This is a genomic window from Actinacidiphila yanglinensis (assembly GCF_900107965.1).
In the GTDB taxonomy this organism is placed as follows: domain Bacteria; phylum Actinomycetota; class Actinomycetes; order Streptomycetales; family Streptomycetaceae; genus Actinacidiphila; species Actinacidiphila yanglinensis.
Genome location: NZ_FNVU01000020.1, coordinates 28,544 through 52,882, shown reverse-complemented (window position 1 = coordinate 52,882; position 24,339 = coordinate 28,544). Strand labels below are relative to the sequence as shown.

Genomic DNA, 24,339 nt, shown 5'->3' with positions numbered 1-24,339 from the left:
CGGGAGCAGGTGAACGGGGAAGTCGGACGTAGGACGTCCGACGTCCTACCGTGGCGGTAACCTAGGCGCCATGGCAGCGCAGCGCAAGCCCCCCGCACCGGAGACCGCGATCGCGGCGCGGAGCCGGCGGCCGACCGTGCAGGACCAGATCACCGAGCTGATCGTCGAGCTGGACCTCGATCCGGGCGACGCCCTGCCCGCCGAGCCCGAGCTGATGCGCATCCTCGGGGTCAGCCGCAACTCGGTGCGCGAGGCACTCAAGGGCCTCCAGGCCCTCGGCATCGTCGACATCCGGCACGGCTACGGCACGTACGTCGGCACCGGTCAGCTGGTGTCCATGGCGCCCGGGCTGCTCTTCCACTCCCGGCTCGCGGTGCGCCGCGAGAACCCGGGGGCGCTGCGCGACATCGTCGAGGTCCGCGCGATGCTGGAGAGCGGCCTGATCCGCCGCTCGGCGCTGGAACTGGCCCCTGCCGACCTCGACCACCTCCAGGCCGAGCTGGACGCGCTGGAAGCCGACGGGAACGCCGGACGCGCCGACCACGACCGGCGCTTCCACGAACTACTGTACGAGCCGCTCGGCAATGCCCTCGCTCTCCAGCTCATCGCCCTGTTCTGGGGGGTCTACCGGCAGCTGGAGCGCGAGGTGGGCAAGCCCCGCACCGACCACGAGCAGGTGGTCCGCCAGCACCGCCAGGTCCTCGACGCGCTGCGCTCGCGCGATCCGGACGCCGCGGCGGCCACCATCGCCGAGCACTTCGCGGACGTCACCGCCCGCATCGACCGCTGGGCCGCCGAACCGGCCGATTCGGCGTAACGGCACACCGCGGGATGCCGGCGGGGCGTCGTAGGGTCGGTCCATGGATGGTGACGGAGAGTCCCGGCAGTCCCGGCAGCACGGCGGCGGGCCCTCGTGCGCCTGGTGCGCCGCGCGGCCGGGCGTGTGGGTGCACCGTCTGGACACCGACCTCTCCCGGCACCAGGTGTACGGCAAGGGGCACGTCTGGGCGCAGGAGATCGCGCTGTGCGGGCGGTGCGAGGAGCATCTGGCGGCCGGCGACGACGAGGCGCTGGTCGCGCGGCACGACCGGACCTGGCAGCGCACCGCCCAGGACGTCGACGAGGGCATCCGCGCGCCCCTGGCCGCCCTGCGGCGGGCCGACCTCGGCGACCCCGTCCACCGCTCGCGCTGGCTGCCGCCCGGCGCCGCCGACCTCATCGCCCAGGGGTTCGCCCCCGCGGAGGAGTTGACCGGCAGCCCGACAGTGCCCCAGGCGTGGCCCGCCGCCCACCGCCGCAGTCTCCCCGAGACGCGCCCGGGCCGCCCCGCCGATCCCTACGTGCTGCTGCGCTCTCCCTGGCCGGGCACCCCGGTCCGGGACGTCCTGAACCTGCTGTGGCGCTGGCTGGAGTCCCAGCCCTACCCCGACGGTGATCCCACCCCCTGGGAGCGCGCCCGTATCCGCACCTTCCTGTCCACCCCCGCGCCTCCCGGTCCCCCGGCTGCCTAGCGCCGTCCCGGCCGGCCCGCGCCGTCGGGCGTCGGGCGCGGGCCGGCCGAGGGGGACGTCAGCCCGCGGGCAGGGTGCGCGCGAGGAGGGAGAGCAGGCGGTCCCAGTGGTGGCGTGTGGCGCCGGGATGGAACGCGTCCGTGTCGGACATGGTGAAGCCGTGCAGGGTGCCGGGATGGACCTCGGTGGTGTGGTCGACGCCCGCCGCGTCCAGGGCCTGCCGGAGCTCGGCCCTGGCCGCGGGGGACATGTCGCCCTCGGCGAGCCCGAGATGGACCTCCGCGGCGAGCCGGGACAGGAGGCGGTGCGCGCTGTCCGGCGCGCCGGTGACGAGGAAGCCCGGGTGGAACCCGGCGACCGCGGCCACCCGGTCGGGACGGGCGGCCGCGGTGCGCAGCGCCAGGACGGCGCCCACGCAGTAGCCGACCACGGCGACCGGTCCACCGCCGACCTCGGGCCGGTCGGCGAGGAGGCCGAGGTAGGCGTCGGCGTCACGCAGGACGCGCTCGGGGGTGTGCGCGTCGACCAGGGGCATCAACCGGGCGATGATCGCGGGCCGGACGTCCTCCCCGATGTGCTCGGGCAGCTCGGTCACCGGTGCCGGGCGGTGCCGGTAGAAGACGTTGGGGACGAGTACGGCGTAGCCGTGCGCGGCCAGTTGGACGGCCCGCTGCTCCAACTCGGGCCGCACGCCGAAGGCGTCGGGGTACAGCAGCACTCCGGGGTGCGGTGCGTCGTCGTCGGGGGAGGCGGCGAAGGCGTCGGCCTCGCCGTCCGGGGTGCGGATCAGCAGCGTCTCGGTGGGCATGGGCTCTCCTGTCGTGGTGGACGTGTGGGGCCTGGGGTCACCACGAAGGAGGCGGAGCCCGCGCACGGGCGGCGGGTCCCCGGTCGAACGGCGGGCCCCCATGGGCCCCCACGGCGCTCAGGAGGGCACCGGGTCGCCGTTCCGTGTGTGGCGCGAAGCCGTCCCGGTAGTCATCGCCCGCACCCTACCTCCCCCGACGGGTGTAACACGCTGAAACGCATGTCCGGTGCCTGGTGGGCCCGTTGCCGCCCGGGCTAGGCTGCGCGGAGGAAACGGGGGCGTGTAACACGTGACGAGGGCAGGCAGCGGCGGGGCGACCGTGCGGGCGATCGCCGCCGAGGCGGGCGTGTCGATCGCGACCGTCTCGCGGGTGATGAACGGCCACGTGCATGTGGCGCCCGACACCGAGCAGCGGGTGCGGCGGGCGGTGGCGCGGCTGGGCGCGCGGGCGCCGGCCCGGCGGGGCAGCGCGAGCGGCGCGATCTACGTGCGCTGCCCGTACGTCCTGACCGACTACTTCGGGGTGATCGTCTCGTCGGTCGCGGAGACGCTCGACCTGCACGGGCGGCGGCTGGTGCTCAGTGCGGGCGACGCGGCGCGGGACACGCAGGTGCTGCCGGGCCTGCCGGACGACCCGGGCATCGCGGGCGCAGTGCTGGTCGTCCCGCCGGAGCCGGAGCGGGAGTTGGAGGCGCTGCGGGCGAAGGACTTCCCGTTCGTGGTGATCGATCCGCGCACCCCGCTGCCGCGGGACATCGCGTCGGTGTCGGCGGCGAACCTGACCGCCGCGCGCAGCGTCACCGCGCACCTGGTGGAGTGGGGGCACCGCAGGATCGGGGTGATCGGCGGGCCGGGCGACTGGCTGGCCAGCAGGTCCCGGCTCGCCGGCCACACCTCCGCGCTCGCCGACGCCGGGGTGCTGCCGGCCCCGGAGCTGCTCCGCTCGATCGAGCCGACCGCGGACTGGGGCTACGGCGCGGCCTGCGAACTCCTCGACCTGCCGCAACGCCCCACCGCGCTGGTCGCGTTCAACGACAAGGCCGCGGTGGGCGCGCTGCGGGCCGCCTACGAGCGGGAGTTGCGGGTGCCGGCCGACCTGTCGATCACCGGGTTCGACGACATCGATCTCAGCCGCAGCACGGTGCCGCGGCTGACCACGGTCCGCCAACCGCTGGAGGAGATGGGCCGGATGGCGGTGTCGCTGCTGGTGCGGCTGCTGGAGCGGCACACCGTCGACACCCTCCACGTGGAGCTGGCCACCCAGCTGGTCCTGCGCGGCTCCACCGGACCGGTCCCCCGGCTGCCGTAACCACCGCGGTCCTCCGGCGCCGGGACCTCAGCTCCCTGACCACGGCACCGTGACTACGGCGCCGTCGTGCCGTCCAGCCGGCGGATCACGCGGGCCGGGCTGCCGACCGCGAGTACTCCGGCGGGCAGGTCCTTGGTGACCACCGATCCGGCGCCGACGACGGTGTTCTCCCCGATCGTCACACCCGGGCAGACGATGACGCCGCCGCCGAGCCAGACGTTGTCCCCGATGGTGATCGGCAGCGCCTTCTCCCATCCGGCGCGGCGCCGCTCGGTGTCCAGCTCATGTGTCGGCGTGAGCAGTTGGACGTTGGGGCCGATCTGCACGTCCGCCCCCACGGTGATCGGTGCGGCGTCGAGGAAGACCGCGTTGAAGTTGACGAAGGTGCGCGGACCTATGCTGATGTAGCGGCCGTAGTCGCACTGGAACGGCGGGCGGATGCCCACCCCTTCGCCGACGGAGCCGAGCAGTTCGCGCAGCAGCTCGCCGCGCCGCCCGTGGTCGGCCTCCTCGTTGAACGCCCGGCACAGGCTCTCGCGCCGGACGCTGTCCGCGCCCAGTTCCTCGTCGTCGGCGATGTACCAGTCGCCGGCCAGCATCAGCTTCTTGTTCTCACCCATGGCCCAAGTGTGCCGTGCGGCACCGGGAGCGCTCCCCCGGTGCCGCTGCGAGGGGCTCCGCTACGCGGTGGCCACCTCGACCTCGACGTGCTGCGGGTAGAAGGCGACGTGCCCGGCGATCGCGCCCACCGCGTCGTAGGGCTCCGTGTAGGTCCACACCGCGTCACCGATCTCGGTGCCGTCGGAGCCGACCAGCGAGTAGTAGGAGGCGTCGCCCTTGTACGGACAGTAGGTGCTGCTGTCGGTGGGGCGCAGGGCGTCCGCGGCCACGTCGGCGAGCGGGATGTACTGGACGGCGGGGTAGTCCATCTCCTGGAGGGTGAGCGCCGCGGTGGTGTCGGCGACGACCTTGCCGCCGGAGCGCACCACCACGCGGGCACCGGTGGGCACGACGCTGATCGGGTGGTCGGGACCGGGCGTCTTGACGGGGCGTGCCATGGTGACTCCATAGGGGTAGTCGGGCCTGTCTCTCGCAACAACCGTCGGCCGTCAGCCGCCATTCCCGCCGAGCCCGGCCAGCCTGCGCTGCACCTGGAGCAGGTACTCCCTGCGGTGCAGCGGGTTGTGGTCGGTGCGCGGGCGTTCGGGCGCGGCTCCGGCGACGGGCCGGTAGTGGTGGAACGCGCTCTCCAGGACGCCTTCACCGCGGGTGAGGGTGGGCAGCTGCTGCTCCAGGTCGTGCACCCGGGCCGCTGGGATGTCGCCCTCCACCTCGTAGCCGCCGTCGCGGGCGGTCGGGGTGCCGGGGAGGGCGCCGAGCCGGGCGAGCGCGGGCAGCAGCGTGCCCAGGGCCTCGGCGGGCAGGTCCAGCCGGAAGCGGTGCATCGGCTCGTGCACGACGGTGCCCGCCTGCCGCAGCGCGTCCATCAGGACCAGCGGTGTCAGGCCGCGGAAGTCCGCTCCGGTGCTGGACATGCTCTTGTCGAAGGTGCCGTGCGCGTGGCTCTGCCGCGGGTAGTAGCCGGAGTGCGTCATCGTCACCGCGCAGTCCGTGACCCGCCAGCCGTGCAGTCCCTGCTCCAGCGTCCGGCGCACGGTGTCCTCCACGGCGGCGAAGAACGCGTACGGCATCGCCCCGAGCTCCACCCCGAGCCGGAAGACGACCCCGCTGCCGACCGGGCCCGGCTCGATCCGCAGGCCGACCGTGGCCAGGAACGGGGTCTCCTCCTTCGCGATGTACTCCACGGCCGCGCCGGTGCCGACGGGGCGCTCGATGTGGATCGTGGTGGTCTGCCGGAAGTCGACGTCGAGCCCGAACTCGGCGGCGAGCGTGGCCTGGATGACCTCCTTCTGCACCTCGCCGTAGAGCGACACCGCGATCTCCTGCCGGACGTCGTCGCGGCGCAGGTCGATCAGCGGGTCCTGCTCGGCGAGTTGGGCCAGCGCGGCGTGCAGCGCGCCGCGCTCGGCGGTGCGCCGGGCGGTGACGACGGTCTCCAGCGACGGCGGGGCGAAGTACCGGTGCTCCTCCGGACCGGCGGGGGCCGCGCCGACGGTGTCGCCGATGCGCACGTCGCCCAGGCCCCACACTCGGGCGATCCGCCCGGCCGGAGCGGTGTCCCGCCGGACGCCGGTGCCCGCGTCGAAGACGCTGAGCGCGGTGACCTTGCCCTCGCCGACCGTGGTGCCGCCCCGGTGCACCGGCAGCCGGTCGCGGGTGCGCACGGTGCCTGCGGCCACCCGCACGTAGGCGATCCGCTCGCCGGCAGTGCCGCGCTCCATCTTGAAGACGCTGCCGGCCACGGGTGCGGCGGGGTCCGGACACCGCGCGGGCAGCAGCTCGGCGATGCCCGCGATCAGCGCGTCGGTTCCCGCGCCGGTGACGGCGGAGCCCGCGTACACCGGGTGCACCAAGGAGGCGGCGGTCTGCTCGGCGAGGGCGGCGCGCAGCCGGGCGTGGTCGACGGCCGACTCGTCGTCGACGTACGCCGCCAGCAGCCGGTCGTCGCGGCGGGCCAGCAGGTCGACCAGCCGGTCGCCGAAGCCCCGGTCGGCCGCGGTGTAGGGCACGGCGGCGGCCTGCCGGGTGCCCTGCTCGGTCGCGCCGGTCATCGGCACGATGTCGGGGGTCAGGCGCCGCCTGACGGCGTCGAGGGTGCGGTCGAGGTCGGCGCCGCGCCGGTCGAGCTTGTTGACGAAGATCAGGGTGGGGATGCGCAGCCGTCGCAGGGTACGCATCAGGATGCGGGTCTGCGGCTGGACGCCCTCGACCGCGGAGACCACCAGTACGGCGCCGTCGAGGACGCCGAGCACCCGTTCCACCTCGGCGATGAAGTCCGGGTGGCCGGGGGTGTCGATCAGGTTGACCTGCGGGCCGCCGAGGGGGCCGGGCAGCGCGAAGGACACCACGGCCGACTTGATGGTGATGCCGCGCTGCTTCTCCAGCGCGAGGGAGTCGGTGGTGGTGCTGCCCTGATCGACGCTGCCGATCTCGTCGATGACTCCGGCGGCGTGGAGCAGCCGCTCGGTCAGGCTGGTCTTACCGGCGTCGATGTGCGCGAGGATGCCGAGGTTGAGCGAGTGCACGAAGCGTCATGTCCTCAAGGTTGGGGATGTTACCTGCCTGAGCGGGCATGACGGAACCGCGCATGATCATTGCTCCTCGGTCGGGGGTCGCCTTCGGTTACCGGGTGATGACAGCAGAGCGGCGCGGGGGCGGCAACCCGTTTTCGGCGGCGGCCCGTCCCTGGCGCCAATGGCCGGAAGGAGATCCATTGCGGTGCCGGGCACCCGCTCCCCCGGACCGGGGCGGTTCCGGGCCCGCGGCGGGTGGGCGGAGAATGGGCGCATGAGCGAGATGCCCGACCCGGCCGGTTCCAGCACGCTGAGCGGCGCCGCGTTCTTCCGGCCCGTGCGGGCAGGGAACGCCTTCGAGGAGACCGTCGAGCGGCTGCTCCAGGTGATCAAGCTCGGGGTGGTCGCCCACGGCGAACGCCTGCCGCCGCAGCGCGAGTTGGCGGAGCGCTTCCACATCAGCCGGGTCACGCTGCGCGAGGCGCTGGGCTCGCTGGAGCAGGCGGGGTACGTGGAGTCGCGGCGCGGCCGTACCGGCGGGACGTTCGTGCTGCACCGGGCCGGCGCGCAGGAGGGCGGCGACCCGCGCCGGACGCCCGGGCCCGCGCCGGACGAGCTGGAGGACACCCTGGCCTACCGCCGCGCGCTGGAGATCGGCGCGGCGGAGCTCGCCGCGAGCCGCAGCCTCAGCCCCGAGGAGCGGCGGCACCTGGACAACCGGCTGCGGGACACGCACGACTGCGATCCCGCCGACTACCGGCAGCGCGACTCCCGTCTCCACCTGGCCATAGGAGAGTTGAGCGGATCACGGTCGCTGGCCGCGAGCATCGCCGACACCCGGATGCGGCTGAACGACCTGCTCAACGCGATACCCCTGCTCGGGCGGAACATCGAGCACTCGCAGGCGCAGCACGCCCGGATGGTGGCCGCGATACTCGGCGGCGATCCGGTCTCCGCCCGCCGCGCCGCCGAGGAGCACCTGGCGGCGACCGCCTCGCTGCTGCGCGGCTTCCTCGGCTGAACCCCGGCTGAACCCCGGCTGAACCCGGCTGAAGCGGGCGGCCGCGCACGCCCCACGCGGGCGTTCGGCGTACACGCTCACCCCCGAAGGCGGCGACCCGCGGCGTTGCCGGCGCCCGCCCGTACCCGAACGCCCGGCAGCCGTCCGTCGACAGCGCTCGTGTGCAGGCCAACTCCAGCCGCCCGCACCACTCTTGACGGCGCCCCGGACCGGGTGAGACCGTCTCTTCCCAATGGACTGGCCCTGATCCATTGACCCGCTCGGGAGATGCCCCGGCCCGCACCCGCGGTGCTCCGACCCGCCACCCTCCCCCAGAAGGTGCCCATGTCAGCTCCCCGCCCCACGGACGACAGCACGCCCCTCCCGGCCCCCGCCCCCCTCTCCCCCACCGTCGGCTCCGACGAGCAGCGCCTGCGCGAACTCGGCTACACCCAGGAGTTGGCCCGCTCCCTGTCGGGCTTCTCCAACTTCGCGGTGTCCTTCTCGATCGTCTCGATCCTCTCCGGCTGCCTCACCCTCTACGGCTTCGGCATGGTCACCGGCGGCCCCGCACTCATCACCTGGGGCTGGCCGGTCGTCGGCCTGATGACGCTGTGCGTGGGCCTGTCCATGGCCGAGATCTGCTCCAGCTACCCGACCGCGGGGGGCCTGTACTACTGGGCGGCCAAGCTCGCCCCCTCCAAGGCCCCGGCGTGGAGCTGGTTCACCGGCTGGTTCAACTTCCTCGGCCAGGTCGCGGTCACCGCGAGCGTCGACTACGGCGCTGCCACCTTCACCAACGCCCTGCTGGAGCTGCAGTTCGGCCTGTCCGCGACCCCGGCGCACACCGTGGAGATCTTCGCGGTGATCCTGCTGGTCCACGGGCTGCTCAACACCCAGGGCGTCCGCCTGGTCGCGCTGTTCAACAACGTCAGCGTCTGGTGGCACGTCTTCGGCGTGCTGGTCATCGTCGGCGCGCTGGTGCTCGTCCCGGACCACCACACCTCCGCGTCCTTCGTCTTCGGCAGGTTCGTCAACGACACCGGGTTCCACAGCTCGTTCTACGTCGCGATGCTCGGCCTGCTGCTGGCCCAGTACACCCTCACCGGCTACGACGCCTCCGCGCACATGACCGAGGAGACCCACGACGCGGCGCGGTCCGGGCCGCGCGGCATCGTCAACTCCATCGTGGTCTCGCTGGTCGCCGGCTGGATCCTGCTGCTCGGCCTCACCTTCGCCATCCAGGACTACGACGGCGCGCTGAACAGCTCCACCGCCGTGCCGCCCGCCCAGATCTTCATCGACGCCATCGGCCACACCGGCGCCAAACTGCTGCTGCTGATCGTGATCGGCGCCCAGTTCTTCTGCGGCATGGCCTCGGTCACCGCCAACTCCCGGATGATCTACGCGTTCTCACGGGACGGCGCGCTGCCCGGCTCGCGGCTGTGGCACCGCATCGGGACCCGCACCCGGACACCGGTCAACGCCGTGTGGATGGCGGCGGTCGGCGCTTTCCTGCTCGGCCTGCCGGCCCTGTGGAACTCCACCGCGTTCGCCGCGGTCACCTCGGTCTCGGTGATCGGCCTCTACATCGCCTACGTCATCCCGGTCTTCCTCAGGCTCCGCCAGGGCGACGAGTTCCCGCGCGGCCCGTGGCATCTGGGGCGCTGGAGCCGGGTGATCGGTACGGTGGCGGTGTGCTGGACCGCGCTGATCACCGTGCTGTTCATGCTGCCCACCGTCAGCCCGATCACCGCGCGCAGCTTCAACTACACCCCGGTCGCGGTGGCCGTCGTGCTGGGGTTCGCCGGGGTGTGGTGGCTGGTCTCGGCCCGGCGCTGGTTCACCGGACCGCGGATGCTCAGCGGCCCACCGGAGCCTGACCTCGTCGCGATCGATCTGGAGAAAAGTTGAGCAGCAGCAGCCGCCTCACCTTCGACGAGTTGCGCCAGCGCGTCGCCGCCGGCGCCGTCGACACCGTCGTCCTGGCGATGACCGACATGCAGGGCCGCCTGCAGGGCAAGCGCGTCGCGGCCGAGTACTTCCTGTCCGACGTGGTGCCGAACTCCGCGGAGGGGTGCGGCTACCTGCTGGCCGTCGACATCGACATGAACACCGTCGACGGCTACGCGATCTCCTCGTGGGACGACGGCTACGGCGACCTCGTGCTCGCCCCGGACCTCACCACCCTGCGCATGGTCCCCTGGCACCCGGCCACGGCCATGGTGCAGTGCGACGTCACCCACCACGGCGGCGCCGCGGTCAGCGTCTCCCCGCGGCAGATCCTGCGCCGCCAGCTGGACCGCCTCGCCGTGCGCGGCTGGCACGCCTACGCGGGCACCGAGCTGGAGTTCATCGCCTTCCGTGACACCTACGAGCAGGCCTGGGACAGCGACTACCACCGGCTGACCCCGGTCAACCAGTACAACGTCGACTACTCCATCCTCGGCACCGCCCGGGTCGAGCCGCTGCTGCGCCGCATCCGCAACGGCATGGCCGGCGCCGGTCTCACCGTGGAGTCCGCGAAGGGCGAGTGCAACCCCGGCCAGCACGAGATCGCCTTCAAGTACGGCCCGGCGCTGGCCACCTGCGACGACCACGCGGTGTACAAGACCGGCGCGAAGGAGATCGCGGCGCAGGAGGGGGTGAGCCTGACCTTCATGGCCAAGTACGACGAGCGGGAGGGCAACTCCTGCCACATCCACCTGAGCCTGCGCGACGACGACGGCCGGCCGGTGATGGCCGGCAGCCGGCCGCACGGCTTCTCGACGGTGATGGAGCACTTCCTGGCCGGCCAGCTCGCCTGCCTGGCGGACTTCGCGCTGCTGCTCGCCCCGACCGTGAACTCCTACAAGCGGTACGCCGAGGGGAGTTTCGCGCCCACCGCGATCGCCTGGGGCCGCGACAACCGCACCTGTGCGCTGCGGGTGGTCGGCCACGGGCCGTCGCTGCGCTTCGAGAACCGGGTCCCCGGCGGCGACGTCAACCCGTACCTGGCGGTGGCCGCGCTGGTCGCCGCGGGCCTGTACGGCGTCGAGCACGAGCTGCCGCTGGAGCCGGAGTTCACCGGCAACGCCTACCGCTCCGCCGCGCCGCGCGTCCCGTCCACCCTGCGCGACGCGGTGGACGCCTTCGAGCACAGCGAGCGCGCCACGTCGGCCTTCGGCGAGGACGTCGTCCAGCACTACACGCACGCCGGCCGGACCGAACTGGCCGCTTTCGACGCGGCGGTGACCGACTGGGAGCGGCGCCGCGGATTCGAGCGGCTGTGACGGCCCGCCCGCTGGTCGGCATCACCGGCTACCTGGACGACGCGGCCTGGGGCGTGTGGCGGCAGCCCGCCGCCCTCCTCCCGCACACCTATGTCGAGGCCGTCACCCGCGCGGGCGCCACCGCGGTCGTCCTGCCCCCACAGGCCGCCGGGGCCGGGGACGTGCTGGACCGGCTCGACGGCCTGCTGCTCGCGGGCGGGCCGGACGTCGACCCGGCGCGCTACGGCGCCGCGCCGCACCCGCGCACCGGCCCGCCCCACGAGACCCGCGACGCCTGGGAGTTCGGCCTACTGGCCGGCGCGCTCGACCGTGACCTGCCGCTGCTCGCGGTCTGCCGCGGCATGCAGGTGCTCAACGTCGCCCTCGGCGGCACGCTGGTCCAGCACCTGCCGGACCGGGTCGGTGACAGCGCGCACCAGCCCGCGCCCGCGACCTTCGGCCGGCGCACGGTACGGACCAGGCCCGGCAGCGCGCTGCGCGGCATCCTCGGGCCCTCCGCGGAGGTGTCCTGCTACCACCACCAGGCGGTCGCCGCCCTGGGCGCAGGGCTGCTGCCCGCGGCCTGGAGCGAGGACGAGACCGTCGAGGCGGTCGAGCTGCCCGGCCGTACGTTCGCCCTCGGCGTCCAGTGGCACCCCGAGGCGGACGCGGCGGACGCGCGGCTGTTCACCCGGTTCGTGGCGGCGGTGCGTACCGCTCGCGCGGACGGCGGGGAGCGCGCGGACCGGGCCGAGCGGGCGGCCCCGGCCCAGCCAGCGGATCGGGCCCAGCCGGCGGATCGGGCTGAGCGGGAGGCGCCGGCCCCGGACCGCCCGACCGGCCGCGACACGACGGAACACGACCGCACCACCGACCGCACCGGTACGCCGCACCGCCCGCGCACGGCGGCCCGCGACGACCGCTCCCACGACAGGGTGGACTCCTGATGCCCCGACCCCGCATCCCCGCGCCCGCCCCGGCGGACGGGCCCTGGCCGGTCGTCAACCCGGCCACCGAGGAGATCCTCACCACGGTGCCGATGGCCGGGCCGGCCGAGACGGACGCGGCCGTCGCCCGCAGCCACGCGGCGTTCGCGACGTGGCGCCGGGTGGCACCGGCCGACCGCGCCCGGCTGCTCCGGGCGTTCGCCGCCGCCGTGGACGCCGACCTCACCCACCTGGCCGACCTCGAAGTGGCCAACGCGGGGCACACCGTGGGCAACGCGCGCTGGGAGGCGGGCAACGTCCGGGACGTGCTCGAGTACTACGCGGCGGCCCCCGAGCGGCAGTCCGGCCGGCAGATCCCGGTGGCGGGCGGCCTGGACATCACCTTCCACGAACCGCTCGGCGTGGTCGGTGTCATCGTGCCGTGGAACTTCCCGATGCCGATCGCCGGATGGGCGCTGGCGCCCGCGCTGGCGGCGGGCAACACCGTGGTGCTCAAGCCCGCGGAACTGACCCCGCTGACCGCGATCCGGCTGGGCGAGCTGGCCCTGGAGGCCGGCCTTCCTCCCGGGGTGCTGGAGGTGCTGCCCGGCCGGGGCGACGTCGTCGGGCGCCGCTTCGTCACCCATCCGGACGTCCGCAAGGTCGTCTTCACCGGCTCCACCCGGGTCGGCAAGGAGATCATGGCCGGGTGCGCGGCTCAGGTGAAGCCGGTGACGCTGGAGTTGGGCGGGAAGAGCGCCAACATCGTGTTCGCCGACGCGGATCTGGCGAGGGCCGCGGCGACGGCGCCGTCCGCCGTCTTCGACAACGCCGGGCAGGACTGCTGCGCACGCTCGCGCATCCTGGTCCAGCGGGAGGTGCTCGACGACTTCATGGCGCTGCTGGAGCCCGCGGTCAAGGCGGTACGGGTCGGCGACCCGGCGGATCCGGCGACCGACATGGGGCCGCTGATCTCGGCCGCCAGGCGCGCCGCCGTGGCCGGGTACGTACCCGAGGAGGCGCCGGTCGCCTTCCGGGGCAGCGCGCCGGACGGGCCGGGCTTCTGGTTCCCGCCGACGGTGCTCGCGCCGGTGCGGCCGGACGACCCCGCGTTCACCGAGGAGATCTTCGGGCCGGTGGTGAGCGTGGTGCCCTTCGCCGACGAGCAGGACGCGGTGCACATCGCCAACGACACCCCGTACGGCCTGTCCGGGTCGATCTGGACCCGCGACGTCGGGCGGGCGATCCGGGTCGCCCGGGCCGTCGACGCCGGCAACCTGTCGGTCAACTCGCACTCCTCGGTGCGCTACTCGACGCCGTTCGGCGGGTTCAAGCAGTCCGGTCTCGGCCGCGAGCTGGGCCCGGACGCGCTCGACGCCTTCACCGAGACCAAGAACGTCTTCATCTCCACGGAGGAATGAGCCGATGACGCTCGCACAACGCTTGGACGGCCGTGTCGCCGTGATCACCGGGGCCGGCAGCGGCATCGGCCTGGCCAGCGCCCGCCGGCTGGCCGCCGAGGGGGCCCGGGTGGTCTGCGTCGACGTGGACGAGACCACCGGTGACGCCGCGGCCAAGGAGGTCGGCGGCCTGTTCGTCAGGGCCGACGTCACCGACGAGGCCGCCGTACGGGCCGTGTTCGACACGGCGGTGGAGCGCTACGGCCGGCTCGACATCGCCTTCAACAACGCGGGGATCTCGCCGCCGGAGGACGACTCGATCCTGACCACCGGCCTGGAGGCGTGGCGGCGGGTCCAGGAGGTGAACCTGACCAGCGTCTACCTGTGCTGCAAGTACGCCATCCCGCACATGCAGCGGCAGGGGAAGGGCTCGATCATCAACACCGCCTCGTTCGTGGCGGTGATGGGCGCGGCGACCTCGCAGATCTCGTACTCCGCGTCCAAGGGCGCCGTGCTGTCGATGAGCCGGGAGCTGGGGGTGCAGTTCGCGCGGGAGGGTATCCGGGTGAACGCGCTGTGCCCGGGTCCGGTCAACACCCCGCTACTGCAGGAGCTGTTCGCGAAGGACCCGGAGCGGGCCGCCCGCCGCCTGGTGCACATCCCGCTCGGGCGGTTCGCAGAGCCCGAGGAGCTGGCGGCCTCGGTCGCGTTCCTCGCCAGCGACGACTCGTCGTTCATCACCGCCTCGACGTTCATGGTCGACGGAGGAATCTCCGGCGCCTACGTCACGCCGGAGTAAATGGTTCCCCAACAGACCTTTGGCTGGGGCGCGTTCGGGCCCGGGTCCGCCCCGGTCAGCGGGCCGCGGGCGCCGGCCCGGCGCGCCCCGGGCCGGGTTGCGGAGTTCTTCCCGGCCCCGTAAGGGATTGACAGTGTTCCATTCACCCCAGCACCATGCACTGCCAGCACAGTGAGTCACCCCACAACTCCACTGATCGGCGGACCGCATGAGTGACGTCAGTCGCAGGAAGTTCATGGCCCTGTCCGCGGCGGCGGCCGCGGCGGCAACGGTCGGCGGGGCGGCGGAGGCCACCGCCTCCTCCCCGTCCACCGCTCCGGCCGCGCCGGCGGCCACCGGCACCCTGACCGACGCCAAGCACATCGTGATCCTCATGCAGGAGAACCGCAGTTTCGACCACTACTTCGGCACCCTGAAGGGCGTGCGCGGCTACGCCGACCGCAGCGCGATCCAGATCGCCGGCGGCTACAGCGTCTTCAACCAGCCCAACGGCGCGAGCCGGCAGTACCCGTGGCAGTTCAGCGCCACCGAGCGGGCCGGCGGCGCGGACCCCGAGCGGCTGGCCCAGTGCAACGGCGACCTCGCGCACGGCTGGGCCGACCAGCACGCCGCGTGGAACGGCGGGAAGATGGACGGCTGGGTCGCCGCCAAGGGCAACGTCCGCACGCTCGGCCACCTGGGGCGCGCGGACATCCCGTTCCACTACGCGCTCGCCGACAACTACACCGTCTGCGACGCCTACTTCGCCTCCACCCTGAGCGCCACCGGTCCCAACCGCACCTTCCACTGGAGCGGCCAGATCGACCCGGACGGCAGAAGCGGCGGTCCCGCCTACGACGGCGGCGACGAGTCCGGCCTGCGCTGGCAGACCTACGCCGAGGCGCTCCAGAACGCCGGCGTGAGCTGGAAGGTCTACCAGAACGCCGCGGACAACTTCTCCGACAACGCGCTGGCCTACTTCACCGCCTTCACCTCCGCTGCCGCCGGCAGCGCCCTCGCCACCAAGGGCATGGGCTCCGTGCCGAAGGTCACCGGCAGGACGCCGGACGACATCGCCGCCGCGATCAAGGCCGACGTGCTGGCCGGCACGCTCCCCCAGGTCTCCTGGGTGGTCGCCGACGAGGGCTCCTCCGAGCACCCGTACGCAACCCCCGACGACGGCGCGCACTTCGTGCACATGCTCCTCGACGCGCTCAACGCCGACCCGAACGTCTACAACGCGTCGATCCTCTTCCTCAACTACGACGAGAACGACGGGTTCTTCGACCACGTGCCGCCGCCGGTCCCGGTCAGCGGCACCACCGGCGAGTTCTACAGCGGTACCCCGATCGGCCTCGGCATCCGCGTCCCGATGATCGCCATCTCGCCCTGGAGCCGCGGCGGCTGGGTCGACTCCGAGGTCTTCGACCACACCTCGGTGCTGCGCTTCCTGGAGACGTGGACCGCCGCCCTCGGAAAACCCGCGACCTGCCCGGGCATCAGCGCCTGGCGCCGCCAGATCTGCGGCGACCTCACCTCCGCCTTCGACTTCGCCCACCCCGTGACCGGGCTGCCCTCGCTGCCCGACACGAGCGCGGTGATCGGCGAGGCCACCTGCGCGCCGCTGCCCAACCCGGCTCCGGTGAACAACGCGCTGCCCGTCCAGGAGTCCGGCACCCGGCCCGCCCGCGCGCTGCCGTACCAGCCCAACGCCAACCTCGACCACATCGAGTTCGACTCCGGCGGCGTCACCAAGGTCTGGCTGGCGATGGACAACACCGACGCCCGATCGACCCGCCCGGTGCACTTCGCGGCGTACGCCAACGCCTACCGCACCGGCGGCCCCTGGCAGTACACCGTCGCCCAGGCAGCCGCGACCACCGACTTCTTCAACTGCGGGACCAACTACGGCAACGGCCGCTACGACCTGACCGTCACCGGCCCCAACCGCTTCCTGCGCCGCTTCCAGGGCGACACCACCAAGCCCGGCAAGGACGCGGCCGCCAAGGCGTACTACGCCGTCACCAGCAGCACCGGCAAGCTCGCCCTCTGGTTCACCCTCACCAACAACGGGACGGCGCCGGTCACGTTCACCGTCACCAGCACCAACTACCGCACCGACGGCCCCTGGACGTACCAGGTCGCCGCGGGCGCCCACGTCGACGACTACTTCAACGCCGTCGCCCTCAACAACGGCTGGTACGACATGACCGTCACCGTGAGCTCGGACAGCACCTGGTCGCAGCGCTTCACCGGCCACCTGGAGAACGGCGCGCCGAGCGTCAGCGGCTGACGGGTCCACGCTCCCGGCGGGCGCGGTGACGCCGGTCCCGCCGGTCCCGCCGGTCGCGCCGTCAACGGGTGCGGCCGGCCCGGCGGTTGGCGCGCAGCCATTCCTTGTTCATCGCGGTGATCGACATCAGCGGGATGCCCTTGGGACAGGCGGTGGCGCACTCGCCGGTGAGGGTGCAGCCGCCGAAGCCCTCGGCGTCCATCTGCCCGACCATGTCCAGCACCCGGGTCTCGCGCTCCGGTCCGCCCTGCGGGAGGGCGGCGAGGTGGTTGACCTTCGCGGAGGTGAAGAGCATCGCCGAGCCGTTGGGGCAGGCGGCCACGCAGGCGCCGCAGCCGATGCACTCGGCGTGCTCGAAGGCGCGGTCGGCGTCCGGCTTGGGCACGGGCGTGGCGTGCGCCTCGGGCGCCGCGCCGGTGGGCACCGAGACGTAGCCGCCGGCCGCGATGATCCGGTCGAAGGCGGAGCGGTCCACGACCAGGTCGCGGACGACCGGGAAGGCGGCGGAACGCCAGGGTTCGACGTCGATGGTGTCGCCGTCGCGGAAGGAGCGCATGTGGAGCTGGCAGCTCGTGGTGCGTTCGGGGCCGTGGGCGTCGCCGTTGATGACGACGCCGCAGGCACCGCAGATGCCCTCGCGGCAGTCGTGGTCGAAGGCGACCGGGTCCTCGCCCTCCAGGGTGAGCCGCTCGTTGAGGGTGTCGAGGACCTCCAGGAAGGACATGTCGGGTGAGATGCCGTCGACCTCGTACGCGGTCATGCCGCCGGGGGCGGCGGCGTTCTTCTGCCGCCAGATGCGCAGGGTGAGCCTCATGCGTAGCTCCGCTGGGTGGGATGGACGTAGTCGAAGGAGAGTTCCTCCTGGTGCAGCACGGGCGGCTGCCCGGTGCCGGCGAACTCCCAGGCGGCGGCGTAGCTGAACTCGTCGTCGCGGCGGGCGGCCTCGCCGTCGGAGGTCTGCGACTCCTCGCGGAAGTGGCCGCCGCAGGACTCGGCGCGGTGCAGCGCGTCCAGGCACATCAGCTCGGCGAGTTCGAGGTAGTCCACGACGCGGTTGGCGCGCTCCAGGGACTGGTTGAACTCGGCCTCGGTGCCGGGCACCTTGATCCGCCGCCAGAACTCCTCGCGGATCTGCGGGATCCGCTCCAGCGCCTTGCGCAGGCCGTGCTCGGTCCGCGACATCCCGCAGAACTCCCACATCAGCTCGCCGAGTTCGCGGTGGAAGGAGTCCGCGGTCCGGTCGCCGTCGACGCTCACCAGCCGGTGCAGCCGCTCCTCGGTCCCGGTCAGCGCCTCGACGACGGCGGGGTGCGCGGGGTCGATCGGGTCGGCGGCCGGGTGCCGGGCGAGGTAGTCGTTGAGCGTCGCCGGCAGCACGAAGTAGCCGTCGGCCAGTCCCTGCATGAGGGCGGACGCGCCCAGCCGGTTCGCGCCGTGGTCGGAGAAGTTCGCCTCGCCGATCGCGAAGAGCCCGGGCACGGTGGTCTGCAGGTCGTAGTCCACCCACAGGCCGCCCATGGTGTAGTGCACGGCCGGGTAGATCCGCATCGGCACCTCGTACGGGTTCTCCGCGGTGATCCGCGCGTACATCTCGAAGAGGTTGCCGTACCGCTCCTCGACGGCGCGGCGGCCCAGGCGGGCGATCGCGTCGGCGAAGTCGAGGTAGACGCCCTGCCCACCGGGGCCGACGCCGCGGCCCTCGTCGCAGACGTTCTTCGCGGCACGGGAGGCGATGTCGCGCGGCACCAGGTTGCCGAAGGAGGGGTAGATCCGCTCCAGGTAGTAGTCGCGCTCGGACTCGGGGATGTCCGCGGGCGCCCGGGTGTCACCCGCCGCCTTGGGCACCCAGATCCGGCCGTCGTTGCGCAGCGACTCGCTCATCAGCGTCAGCTTCGACTGGTGGTCGCCGGTGCGCGGGATGCAGGTGGGGTGGATCTGGGTGAAGCAGGGGTTGGCGAAGTAGGCGCCGCGGCGGTGGGCCCGCCAGATCGCGGTGGCGTTGGAGTTCATCGCGTTCGTGGACAGGTAGAAGACGTTGCCGTAGCCGCCTGAGGCGAGCACGACCGCGTCGGCGAGGTGGGTGGTGAGCTCGCCGGTGACCAGGTCGCGGGCGACGATGCCGCGGGCCCGGCCTTCGACGACCACCAGGTCCAGCATCTCGGTGCGCGGGTGGATCTCCACGGTGCCGGCCGCGATCTGCCGGGACAGCGCCTGGTAGGCGCCGAGCAGGAGCTGCTGCCCGGTCTGGCCGCGGGCGTAGAAGGTGCGGGAGACCTGGACCCCGCCGAAGGAGCGGGTGTCGAGCAGGCCGCCGTACTCGCGGGCGAAGGGCACGCCCTGCGCCACGCACTGGTCGATGATCTCCACCGAGATCTGCGCCAGCCGCCGCACGTTGGACTCGCGGGCGCGGAAGTCGCCGCCCTTGACGGTGTCGTAGAAGAGCCGGTGGATCGAGTCGCCGTCGTTGCGGTAGTTCTTCGCGGCGTTGATACCGCCCTGCGCGGCGATGGAGTGCGCCCGGCGCGGGGAGTCCTGGTAGCAGAACTGCACGACGTGGTAGCCCTGTTCGGCCAGGGTGGCGCCCGCGGATCCGCCGGCCAGCCCGGTGCCGACCACGATCACGGTGTGCTTGCGGCGGTTGGCGGGGTTGACGAGCTTCGCGGTGAAGCGGCGGGTGTCCCAGCGGTCCTCGATCGGCCCGTCGGGCGCCGTGGTGTCGGCGACGGGTGCGCCGGTGCTGTAGCGGGTGTAGTCGGTCAACTCGGCTCCCTCAGTGGACGGTTCCGGTCATGACACCGACCGGCACGGCGATGAAGCCGGCTGTCAGCAGCACGGCCAGCCCGGTGGCGGCGGCCTTCAGTACGCGGTCGCGGCGGCGGTTGCCCGCGCCGAGCGTCTGCGCGGCGCTCCAGAAGCCGTGCCGGATGTGCAGTCCGAGCGCGAGCATCGCCACGATGTAGATGACGTCGCCGTACCAGGTGTGGAAGGTCGCCTCGACGTTCTGGTAGGGGTGGCCGGGCTGCGCGTTGCGGTTCACGGTCAGCGTGGTCAGGTCCAGCAGGTGCCAGACGATGAACAGCGCGAGGATGATCCCGCCCCAGCGCATGGTGCGGGTGGCGTAGCTGGACCGCGCTTTGCGATGCGCGTAGCCGACCGGGCGGGCCTTGATGTCGCGGCGGCTGAGCTGGTACGCGGTCACGCCGTGCGCGACGACCGAGACCGTCAGGCCGACCCGGATGATCCACAGCGCCCACTCGTAGTGCAGCGCCGGCTCGCCGAGGGTGCGCAGCCAGTGCGCGTAGCCGTTGTAGTCGTCGGGGCCGAAGAAGATCTTGAGGTTGCCCAGCATGTGGGCGACCAGGTAGAGCAGCATGACCAGGCCGCTCACCGCCATGACCGTCTTCTTGCCGAGGGTGGAGTCCCACGCCGTCCTCAACGGGGGCGGCCGCCGGTCGGTCCGCGTTGCCAGTGCCATGGACACGACGGTAGGGCGGCATCGGATCAGTGGTCCAAGACATGATCCGGCTCGTTTCCATAGGCGGACGCTATGGAAGGCGTACCGTGGGGCCATGCAGTTCCAGCAGCTCGCCTACTTCGTCGCCGTCGCGGAGGCCCGGCACTTCACCCGCGCCGCCGAGGCCGTGCACGTCTCGCAGCCGTCGCTGTCGCAGCAGATCCGGGCGCTGGAGAAGGAGCTCGGCGCGCCGCTGTTCAGCCGGGCCCGCGGCAACATCACCCTCACCGACGCCGGGGAGGCGCTGCTGCCACTGGCCCTTCGTATCCTCGCCGACGCCGACACCGCGCGGCACGAGGTGCTGGAGCTGGCGCAACTGCGCAGCGGACGGGTGCGGCTCGGCGCCACCCCCAGCCTGTGCACCGGCCTGCTGCCCGAGGTGTTGCGCGACTTCCACGACCGGCACCCCGGGATCCGGCTCTTCCTGGAGGAGGGCGGCTCCCACGACCTGGTCCGCGGGCTGGCCCGCGGCGCCCTCGACCTCGCACTGGTCGTCCTCCCGCTGCCCAGCTCCTCCCCCGCGCTCACCACCGTCGAGCTGTTCCAGGAGGACCTGGTCGCCGTCTCCGCGGTCACCGCCGACCCGCCCCCGGCGCCGCTGCACATCGCGGACCTGCGCGGGCAGCCGCTGGTGATGTTCCGGCACGGGTACGACCTGCGCGATCTCACGCTCGCCGCGTGCCGCGCCGCGGGGTTCGAGCCGACCTTCACGGTCGAGGGCGGCGAGATGGACGCGGTGCTCGGGTTCGTCCGGGCCGGGCTCGGCATCGGCGTCGTGCCCTCCATGGTCGCCGCCCGCGCCGGCGCCGAGCTCCACGTGACGCCGCTGGCCCGGCCCGGCCTGCGCCGCACGGTCGCGCTCGCACACCGCAGCGACGTGGCTCCGCCGCGCGCCGCACGCGTGCTCCAGCAGGTCATCCTCGCGGCGGCCTCCCGGGTGCACTGACCTCCGGGGTACTCCGCGGTACTCCGGGATGAGCAGGGTGCGGCCCCAACAACCGGGGGTGGGAGGATGGGGAGGTGGGAGCAGGGGCGATTCGTGACGTGGAGGCGTGGCGTCCACGGGTGCCGGGCATCACGGAGGTGCTGCACGCGCACTTCACGGAGCACGCCTACCCCGTGCACACGCACACCACGTGGGACCTGATGCTGCTGGACGACGGCGCGGTCGACTTCGCGCTGGACCGCCGGCGGCACGACGCCACCGACGCGAGCCGGGTCGTACTGCTGCCCCCGGGAGTGCCGCACGACGGCCGGACGGTGCACCCGAGGGGCTTCCGCAAGCGCGTGCTGTACCTGAGCACGGACGTGCTGCCGGACCGGCTGGCGGGCAAGGCGGTGGCCGGGCCGATCCTCGGTGACGTGGCGCTGCGCCGCCGGGTGCACCGGCTGCACGCGGCACTGCGCGACGAGGACGACGCCTTCGAGGCGCAGTCCCGGCTCGCCTTCGTCCGCGAGCGGCTGCTGGTCCATCTCGACGCCCACCGGGTACGGCCGCCGGGCCGGGAGGGCGACCGCCTCGCGGCCCGGCTGCGCGAACTCCTCGACGCCCGGGTCAGCGACGGCCTCACCCTCGACGAGGCCACCGCCCTCCTCCACGCCCACCCCACCCACCTGATCCGCAGCTTCTCCCGCACCTACGGCCTGCCGCCGCACACCTACCTCACCGGGCTGCGCATCGACCGCGCCCGCCGCCTCCTCCTCGCCGGCCGGCGCCCCGTCGACGTCGCCACCGCCGTCGGCTTCTACGACCAGGCCCACCTCAACCGCCACTTCAAACGCCACCTGGGCGTCACCCCCCTCACCTTCACCCGCCACGCCCGCACGTAATCAAGAGGCGCGAGAACCCCCCACCGGGGGATGGTCCCTCAACCAAGAGCAACCACCCCCCCCGGAGGGTCCGAACAACGTCACACAGTGACCGTCGCGGGATCGCTCACCCCCGCCCGCCCGTTCTCCACGTGCCCGGCGAAGCGCCGCGCGAACGCCGCGTCGTGGTCGGACAGGACCGTCAGGTCGTACCACCGCGCGGAGCGGCTGAGATCGACGGAGTAGCTCTCCCGGCGCCCGGCCCGGACCACGATCATCCGCTGCTTGCCGTCGTAGGAGTTGCGCACGGTGAACCGCACGTCGTCCCGCCCCGAGTTCGCGAGGGTCAGCTCGACCCCGCCGGTGGACGCGTCATGACGGGCCGTCACCTCCGCCCCGTTGCGGTGGGCCGAGCCGTGGAACGCGCGCAGGAAGCCGGCGGGCCCGTGCACCGTGAGGTCGTACTCCCCGGCGGTGCCCGTGGTGTCCCAGTGCCCGGAGAGGGCGTGCCCGGCGTCGGTGGTGTACGTCCAGGGCCCGTCGGTGCGGTTGGCGGACGTGACGTGGAAGCAGGCGCCCGCGTCGGCGCCGCCCCCGAAGGTCAGGGTGATCCGCCCGTCGGAGGCGGTGACCGCGGCGTCGGTGCGCGGCGCGTACGGCAGCGGCCGGGTCGGCCGGGAGCCCTTCTCCTGCCGGGGCAGCGCCTGCTGGGCGGGCGGCACCGGCACGTAGGAGTCGTGCCGGTCGGAGTCCGTCGGCTGGTAGCCGTCGGTGCCGGGCAGGTGCGCCGGACCGTCGTGCTTGAGGGAGAAGTCGAACGCCGAGGTGAGGTCGCCGCACACGGCGCGCCGCCACGGCGAGATGTGCGGCTCGCGCACCCCGAACCGCCGCTCGATGAACCGCAGGATCGAGGTGTGGTCGAAGGTCTCGGAGCAGACGTAACCGCCGGTGCTCCAGGGGGAGACCGCGATCATCGGCACCCGCTGGCCGAGGCCGTAGGGGCCGGCCGCGTACGTGGAGTTGCCGGCGAACAGTTCGAGCGAGGTGTCGACGGTGGAGGCGCCGTGGCCGGCCGCGGCGGCGAACGGCGGCACCACGTGGTCGAAGTAGCCGTCGTTCTCGTCGTAGGTGATCAGCAGGACGGTCCTGCTCCACACCTCGGGGTCCGCGGTGAGCGCGTCGAGGACCTGGGAGACGTACCAGGCGCCGTAGTTCGCGGGCCAGTTCGGGTGCTCGGAGAACGCCTCGGGCGCGGCGATCCAGGAGACCTGCGGCAGCTTGCCGGCCTTGACGTCGGCGCGCAGCACGTCGAAGAAGCCGTCGCCCGCCTTGGCGTTGGTTCCGGTGCGCGCCTTGTCGTAGAGCGGGTCGCCGGGCGCCGCGTTGCGGTACTGGTCAAAGTAGAGCAGCGAGTTGTCGCCGAAGTTGCCGCGGTAGGCGTCCTCGATCCAGCCCCAGCCGCCGGGCGCGTCGAGACCGTCGCCGACGTCCTGGTAGATCTTCCAGGAGACGCCGGCCTTCTCCAGGCGCTCGGGGTAGGTGGTCCAGCCGTAGCCCAGCTCGGAGTTGTCGAGGACGGGGCCGCCGTTCTTCCCGTCGTTGCCGGTCCAACCGGTCCACATGTAGTAGCGGTTGGGGTCGGTGCCGCCGATCAGCGAGCAGTGGTAGGCGTCGCAGACCGTGAACGCGTCGGCGAGCGCGTAGTGGAACGGGATGTCGTCGCGGGTCAGATGGGCCATCGTGGCGGACGACTTGGCCGGGATCCACTGGTCGTAGCGGCCCCCGTTGACCGCCGCGTGGCTGCCGGTCCACTCGTGGTTGAGGCCCTCGATGAACTGCATGCCCAGGTCCTGCGCGTCCGGGTGGTACGGCAGCACCTCGCCGTCGCCGGTCCCGTCCGGCTGGTGCCACACCGACTTGCCGCTGGGCAGCGTGACGGGGCGGGGGTCACCGAAGCCGCGCACGCCGCGCAGCGAGCCGAAGTAGTGGTCGAAGGAGCGGTTCTCCTGCATGAGGACGACGATGTGCTCGACGTCCTGGAGGGTTCCGGTGCGGCGCCCGGCCGGGATGGCCGCGGCCCGGGTGATGCTGCCGGACAGGGCGGAGAAGCCGGCGGTGGCGCCCGCGATCTGAAGGAAGCGGCGCCGGTTGAGTTCGGTCATGGCTCGCGAGACCTCTTTGGCTCTGGGGTTCGGCTCTGGGGTGGCTGTGGGAGTGCGGCACGGCGGGTGGCTGCGGGTGTCCGCGCGGTGGCGCCGGTGGCACGGTGCGGCCGGCGGAGCCGCGGGGAGCGTCCCCGGCCCCCGTCCGAGGCAGCCCTGACGGGGGCGGTCCCAGATCACCGACCGCGGGCCAAGGCCGGGTGTCGCACGCATGGCGTGCCGCCGTACGGAACGCGAACAGCGGTGACCGGCAGGCCTGGTGGGGTTACCGGGACACCGGGCGGGAAACGGGCCGGGCGAGGCGGTCGCCGCGGTGTCCGCGGCTGGTCCGGTCGGCGTACCGGCGGCCGCGCCTGCGCGCGAAACCGCGACCGGACCGTCACGGTGGGTTCCGTCGCCGTCCGGCAAGGCTCCGTTCAACTCCCCGTCGCCGCCGGGCGGGAG

20 protein-coding genes are annotated in these 24,339 nt (G+C 73.0%); 12 read left to right on the top strand and 8 right to left on the bottom strand.

Features of this window, described 5'->3' with window-relative positions; genetic code table 11:
• The first annotated feature begins 70 nt into the window (after window positions 1-70).
• Both C4U44_RS32505 and C4U44_RS32500 read left to right on the top strand, forming a co-directional pair.
• Complete coding sequence (locus C4U44_RS32505; RefSeq protein WP_103889665.1) at window positions 71-817, top strand: FadR/GntR family transcriptional regulator; 747 nt, start codon at window positions 71-73, stop codon at window positions 815-817.
• A 43-nt stretch (window positions 818-860) separates the two neighbouring features.
• Window positions 861-1,511: a hypothetical protein gene (locus tag C4U44_RS32500; RefSeq protein WP_103889664.1), complete on the top strand. Its 651-nt coding sequence runs from the start codon at window positions 861-863 to the stop codon at window positions 1,509-1,511.
• Window positions 1,512-1,569: 58 nt separating this feature from the next.
• Here C4U44_RS32500 and C4U44_RS32495 read toward each other — a convergent pair whose 3' ends face one another.
• Window positions 1,570-2,319, bottom strand: coding sequence for a dienelactone hydrolase family protein (locus C4U44_RS32495; protein WP_103889663.1), 750 nt, complete (start codon window positions 2,317-2,319; stop codon window positions 1,570-1,572).
• A 289-nt stretch (window positions 2,320-2,608) separates the two neighbouring features.
• Here C4U44_RS32495 and C4U44_RS32490 point away from each other — a divergent pair, with 289 nt between their 5' ends.
• Window positions 2,609-3,628, top strand: coding sequence for a LacI family DNA-binding transcriptional regulator (locus C4U44_RS32490; RefSeq protein ID WP_235032515.1), 1,020 nt, complete (start codon window positions 2,609-2,611; stop codon window positions 3,626-3,628).
• A gap of 53 nt (window positions 3,629-3,681) precedes the next feature.
• Here C4U44_RS32490 and C4U44_RS32485 read toward each other — a convergent pair whose 3' ends face one another.
• The 3 genes from C4U44_RS32485 to C4U44_RS32475 are packed head-to-tail and all read right to left on the bottom strand — an operon-like array spanning window position 3,682 to window position 6,774.
• Window positions 3,682-4,248 carry a sugar O-acetyltransferase gene (locus C4U44_RS32485; protein WP_103889661.1) on the bottom strand — a complete coding sequence of 189 codons (567 nt, stop codon included), beginning with the start codon at window positions 4,246-4,248 and terminating at the stop codon, window positions 3,682-3,684.
• Between the two features lie 60 nt (window positions 4,249-4,308).
• Window positions 4,309-4,686, bottom strand: coding sequence for a DUF427 domain-containing protein (locus C4U44_RS32480; RefSeq protein ID WP_103889660.1), 378 nt, complete (start codon window positions 4,684-4,686; stop codon window positions 4,309-4,311).
• 51 nt (window positions 4,687-4,737) lie between these two features.
• A complete protein-coding gene (locus C4U44_RS32475) occupies window positions 4,738-6,774 on the bottom strand; it encodes an elongation factor G (protein ID WP_103889659.1) in 2,037 nt (678 codons plus the stop codon).
• A gap of 262 nt (window positions 6,775-7,036) precedes the next feature.
• Here C4U44_RS32475 and C4U44_RS32470 point away from each other — a divergent pair, with 262 nt between their 5' ends.
• The 7 genes from C4U44_RS32470 (at window position 7,037) to C4U44_RS32440 (ending at window position 16,410) form a co-directional block, all read left to right on the top strand.
• Window positions 7,037-7,783 (top strand): FadR/GntR family transcriptional regulator, encoded by a 747-nt coding sequence (locus C4U44_RS32470; RefSeq protein ID WP_235032514.1) that lies wholly within the window; start codon window positions 7,037-7,039, stop codon window positions 7,781-7,783.
• Window positions 7,784-8,107: 324 nt separating this feature from the next.
• Window positions 8,108-9,676: an amino acid permease gene (locus C4U44_RS32465; protein WP_103889658.1), complete on the top strand. Its 1,569-nt coding sequence runs from the start codon at window positions 8,108-8,110 to the stop codon at window positions 9,674-9,676.
• A complete protein-coding gene (locus C4U44_RS32460) occupies window positions 9,673-11,034 on the top strand; it encodes a glutamine synthetase family protein (protein WP_235032513.1) in 1,362 nt (453 codons plus the stop codon). The genes C4U44_RS32465 and C4U44_RS32460 overlap by 4 nt, the downstream gene beginning before the upstream one ends.
• Entirely contained in the window at window positions 11,031-11,960 is a 930-nt protein-coding gene (locus tag C4U44_RS32455) for a gamma-glutamyl-gamma-aminobutyrate hydrolase family protein (protein ID WP_200823478.1), read from the top strand. The genes C4U44_RS32460 and C4U44_RS32455 overlap by 4 nt, the downstream gene beginning before the upstream one ends.
• Window positions 11,960-13,360, top strand: a complete 1,401-nt coding sequence (locus C4U44_RS32450; protein ID WP_103889657.1) for an aldehyde dehydrogenase family protein — start codon at window positions 11,960-11,962, stop codon at window positions 13,358-13,360. The genes C4U44_RS32455 and C4U44_RS32450 overlap by 1 nt, the downstream gene beginning before the upstream one ends.
• A gap of 4 nt (window positions 13,361-13,364) precedes the next feature.
• On the top strand, window positions 13,365-14,138 hold the full coding sequence (locus C4U44_RS32445; protein ID WP_103889656.1) for a 3-oxoacyl-ACP reductase: 774 nt from the start codon (window positions 13,365-13,367) through the stop codon (window positions 14,136-14,138).
• Between the two features lie 208 nt (window positions 14,139-14,346).
• Complete coding sequence (locus C4U44_RS32440) at window positions 14,347-16,410, top strand: phosphocholine-specific phospholipase C (RefSeq protein ID WP_103889655.1); 2,064 nt, start codon at window positions 14,347-14,349, stop codon at window positions 16,408-16,410.
• Window positions 16,411-16,471: 61 nt separating this feature from the next.
• On the opposite strand, the gene C4U44_RS32435 is transcribed toward C4U44_RS32440, so the two are convergent.
• From C4U44_RS32435 to C4U44_RS32425, 3 genes are read right to left on the bottom strand one after another with little or no spacing between them, the layout of a single operon-like run.
• On the bottom strand, window positions 16,472-17,224 hold the full coding sequence (locus tag C4U44_RS32435) for a succinate dehydrogenase/fumarate reductase iron-sulfur subunit (RefSeq protein WP_103889654.1): 753 nt from the start codon (window positions 17,222-17,224) through the stop codon (window positions 16,472-16,474).
• Complete coding sequence (locus C4U44_RS32430; RefSeq protein WP_103889653.1) at window positions 17,221-19,170, bottom strand: fumarate reductase/succinate dehydrogenase flavoprotein subunit; 1,950 nt, start codon at window positions 19,168-19,170, stop codon at window positions 17,221-17,223. The genes C4U44_RS32435 and C4U44_RS32430 overlap by 4 nt, the downstream gene beginning before the upstream one ends.
• Window positions 19,171-19,180: 10 nt before the next feature.
• Window positions 19,181-19,885, bottom strand: coding sequence for a succinate dehydrogenase cytochrome b subunit (locus tag C4U44_RS32425; RefSeq protein ID WP_103889652.1), 705 nt, complete (start codon window positions 19,883-19,885; stop codon window positions 19,181-19,183).
• A gap of 94 nt (window positions 19,886-19,979) precedes the next feature.
• Between C4U44_RS32425 and C4U44_RS32420 the strand changes: the two genes are divergently transcribed.
• Both C4U44_RS32420 and C4U44_RS32415 read left to right on the top strand, forming a co-directional pair.
• Entirely contained in the window at window positions 19,980-20,870 is an 891-nt protein-coding gene (locus tag C4U44_RS32420; RefSeq protein WP_103889651.1) for a LysR family transcriptional regulator, read from the top strand.
• Between the two features lie 74 nt (window positions 20,871-20,944).
• Complete coding sequence (locus C4U44_RS32415) at window positions 20,945-21,754, top strand: helix-turn-helix transcriptional regulator (protein ID WP_103889650.1); 810 nt, start codon at window positions 20,945-20,947, stop codon at window positions 21,752-21,754.
• Window positions 21,755-21,834: 80 nt separating this feature from the next.
• Here the strand turns inward: C4U44_RS32415 and C4U44_RS32410 are convergent, their stop codons facing one another.
• Complete coding sequence (locus C4U44_RS32410) at window positions 21,835-23,895, bottom strand: phosphocholine-specific phospholipase C (RefSeq protein ID WP_103889649.1); 2,061 nt, start codon at window positions 23,893-23,895, stop codon at window positions 21,835-21,837.
• Window positions 23,896-24,339: the final 444 nt, after the last annotated feature.

Bases quoted from the DNA above. Each gene is read 5' to 3' on its own strand.
- C4U44_RS32505 (WP_103889665.1), top strand. From the start codon at position 71: ATGGCAGCGCAGCGCAAGCCCCCCGCACCGGAGACCGCGATCGCGGCG.
- C4U44_RS32500 (WP_103889664.1), top strand. From the start codon at position 861: ATGGATGGTGACGGAGAGTCCCGGCAGTCCCGGCAGCACGGCGGCGGG.
- C4U44_RS32495 (WP_103889663.1), bottom strand. From the start codon at position 2,319: ATGCCCACCGAGACGCTGCTGATCCGCACCCCGGACGGCGAGGCCGAC.
- C4U44_RS32485 (WP_103889661.1), bottom strand. From the start codon at position 4,248: ATGGGTGAGAACAAGAAGCTGATGCTGGCCGGCGACTGGTACATCGCC.
- C4U44_RS32480 (WP_103889660.1), bottom strand. From the start codon at position 4,686: ATGGCACGCCCCGTCAAGACGCCCGGTCCCGACCACCCGATCAGCGTC.
- C4U44_RS32470 (WP_235032514.1), top strand. From the start codon at position 7,037: ATGAGCGAGATGCCCGACCCGGCCGGTTCCAGCACGCTGAGCGGCGCC.
- C4U44_RS32465 (WP_103889658.1), top strand. From the start codon at position 8,108: ATGTCAGCTCCCCGCCCCACGGACGACAGCACGCCCCTCCCGGCCCCC.
- C4U44_RS32450 (WP_103889657.1), top strand. From the start codon at position 11,960: ATGCCCCGACCCCGCATCCCCGCGCCCGCCCCGGCGGACGGGCCCTGG.
- C4U44_RS32445 (WP_103889656.1), top strand. From the start codon at position 13,365: ATGACGCTCGCACAACGCTTGGACGGCCGTGTCGCCGTGATCACCGGG.
- C4U44_RS32440 (WP_103889655.1), top strand. From the start codon at position 14,347: ATGAGTGACGTCAGTCGCAGGAAGTTCATGGCCCTGTCCGCGGCGGCG.
- C4U44_RS32435 (WP_103889654.1), bottom strand. From the start codon at position 17,224: ATGAGGCTCACCCTGCGCATCTGGCGGCAGAAGAACGCCGCCGCCCCC.
- C4U44_RS32425 (WP_103889652.1), bottom strand. From the start codon at position 19,885: ATGGCACTGGCAACGCGGACCGACCGGCGGCCGCCCCCGTTGAGGACG.
- C4U44_RS32420 (WP_103889651.1), top strand. From the start codon at position 19,980: ATGCAGTTCCAGCAGCTCGCCTACTTCGTCGCCGTCGCGGAGGCCCGG.
- C4U44_RS32410 (WP_103889649.1), bottom strand. From the start codon at position 23,895: ATGACCGAACTCAACCGGCGCCGCTTCCTTCAGATCGCGGGCGCCACC.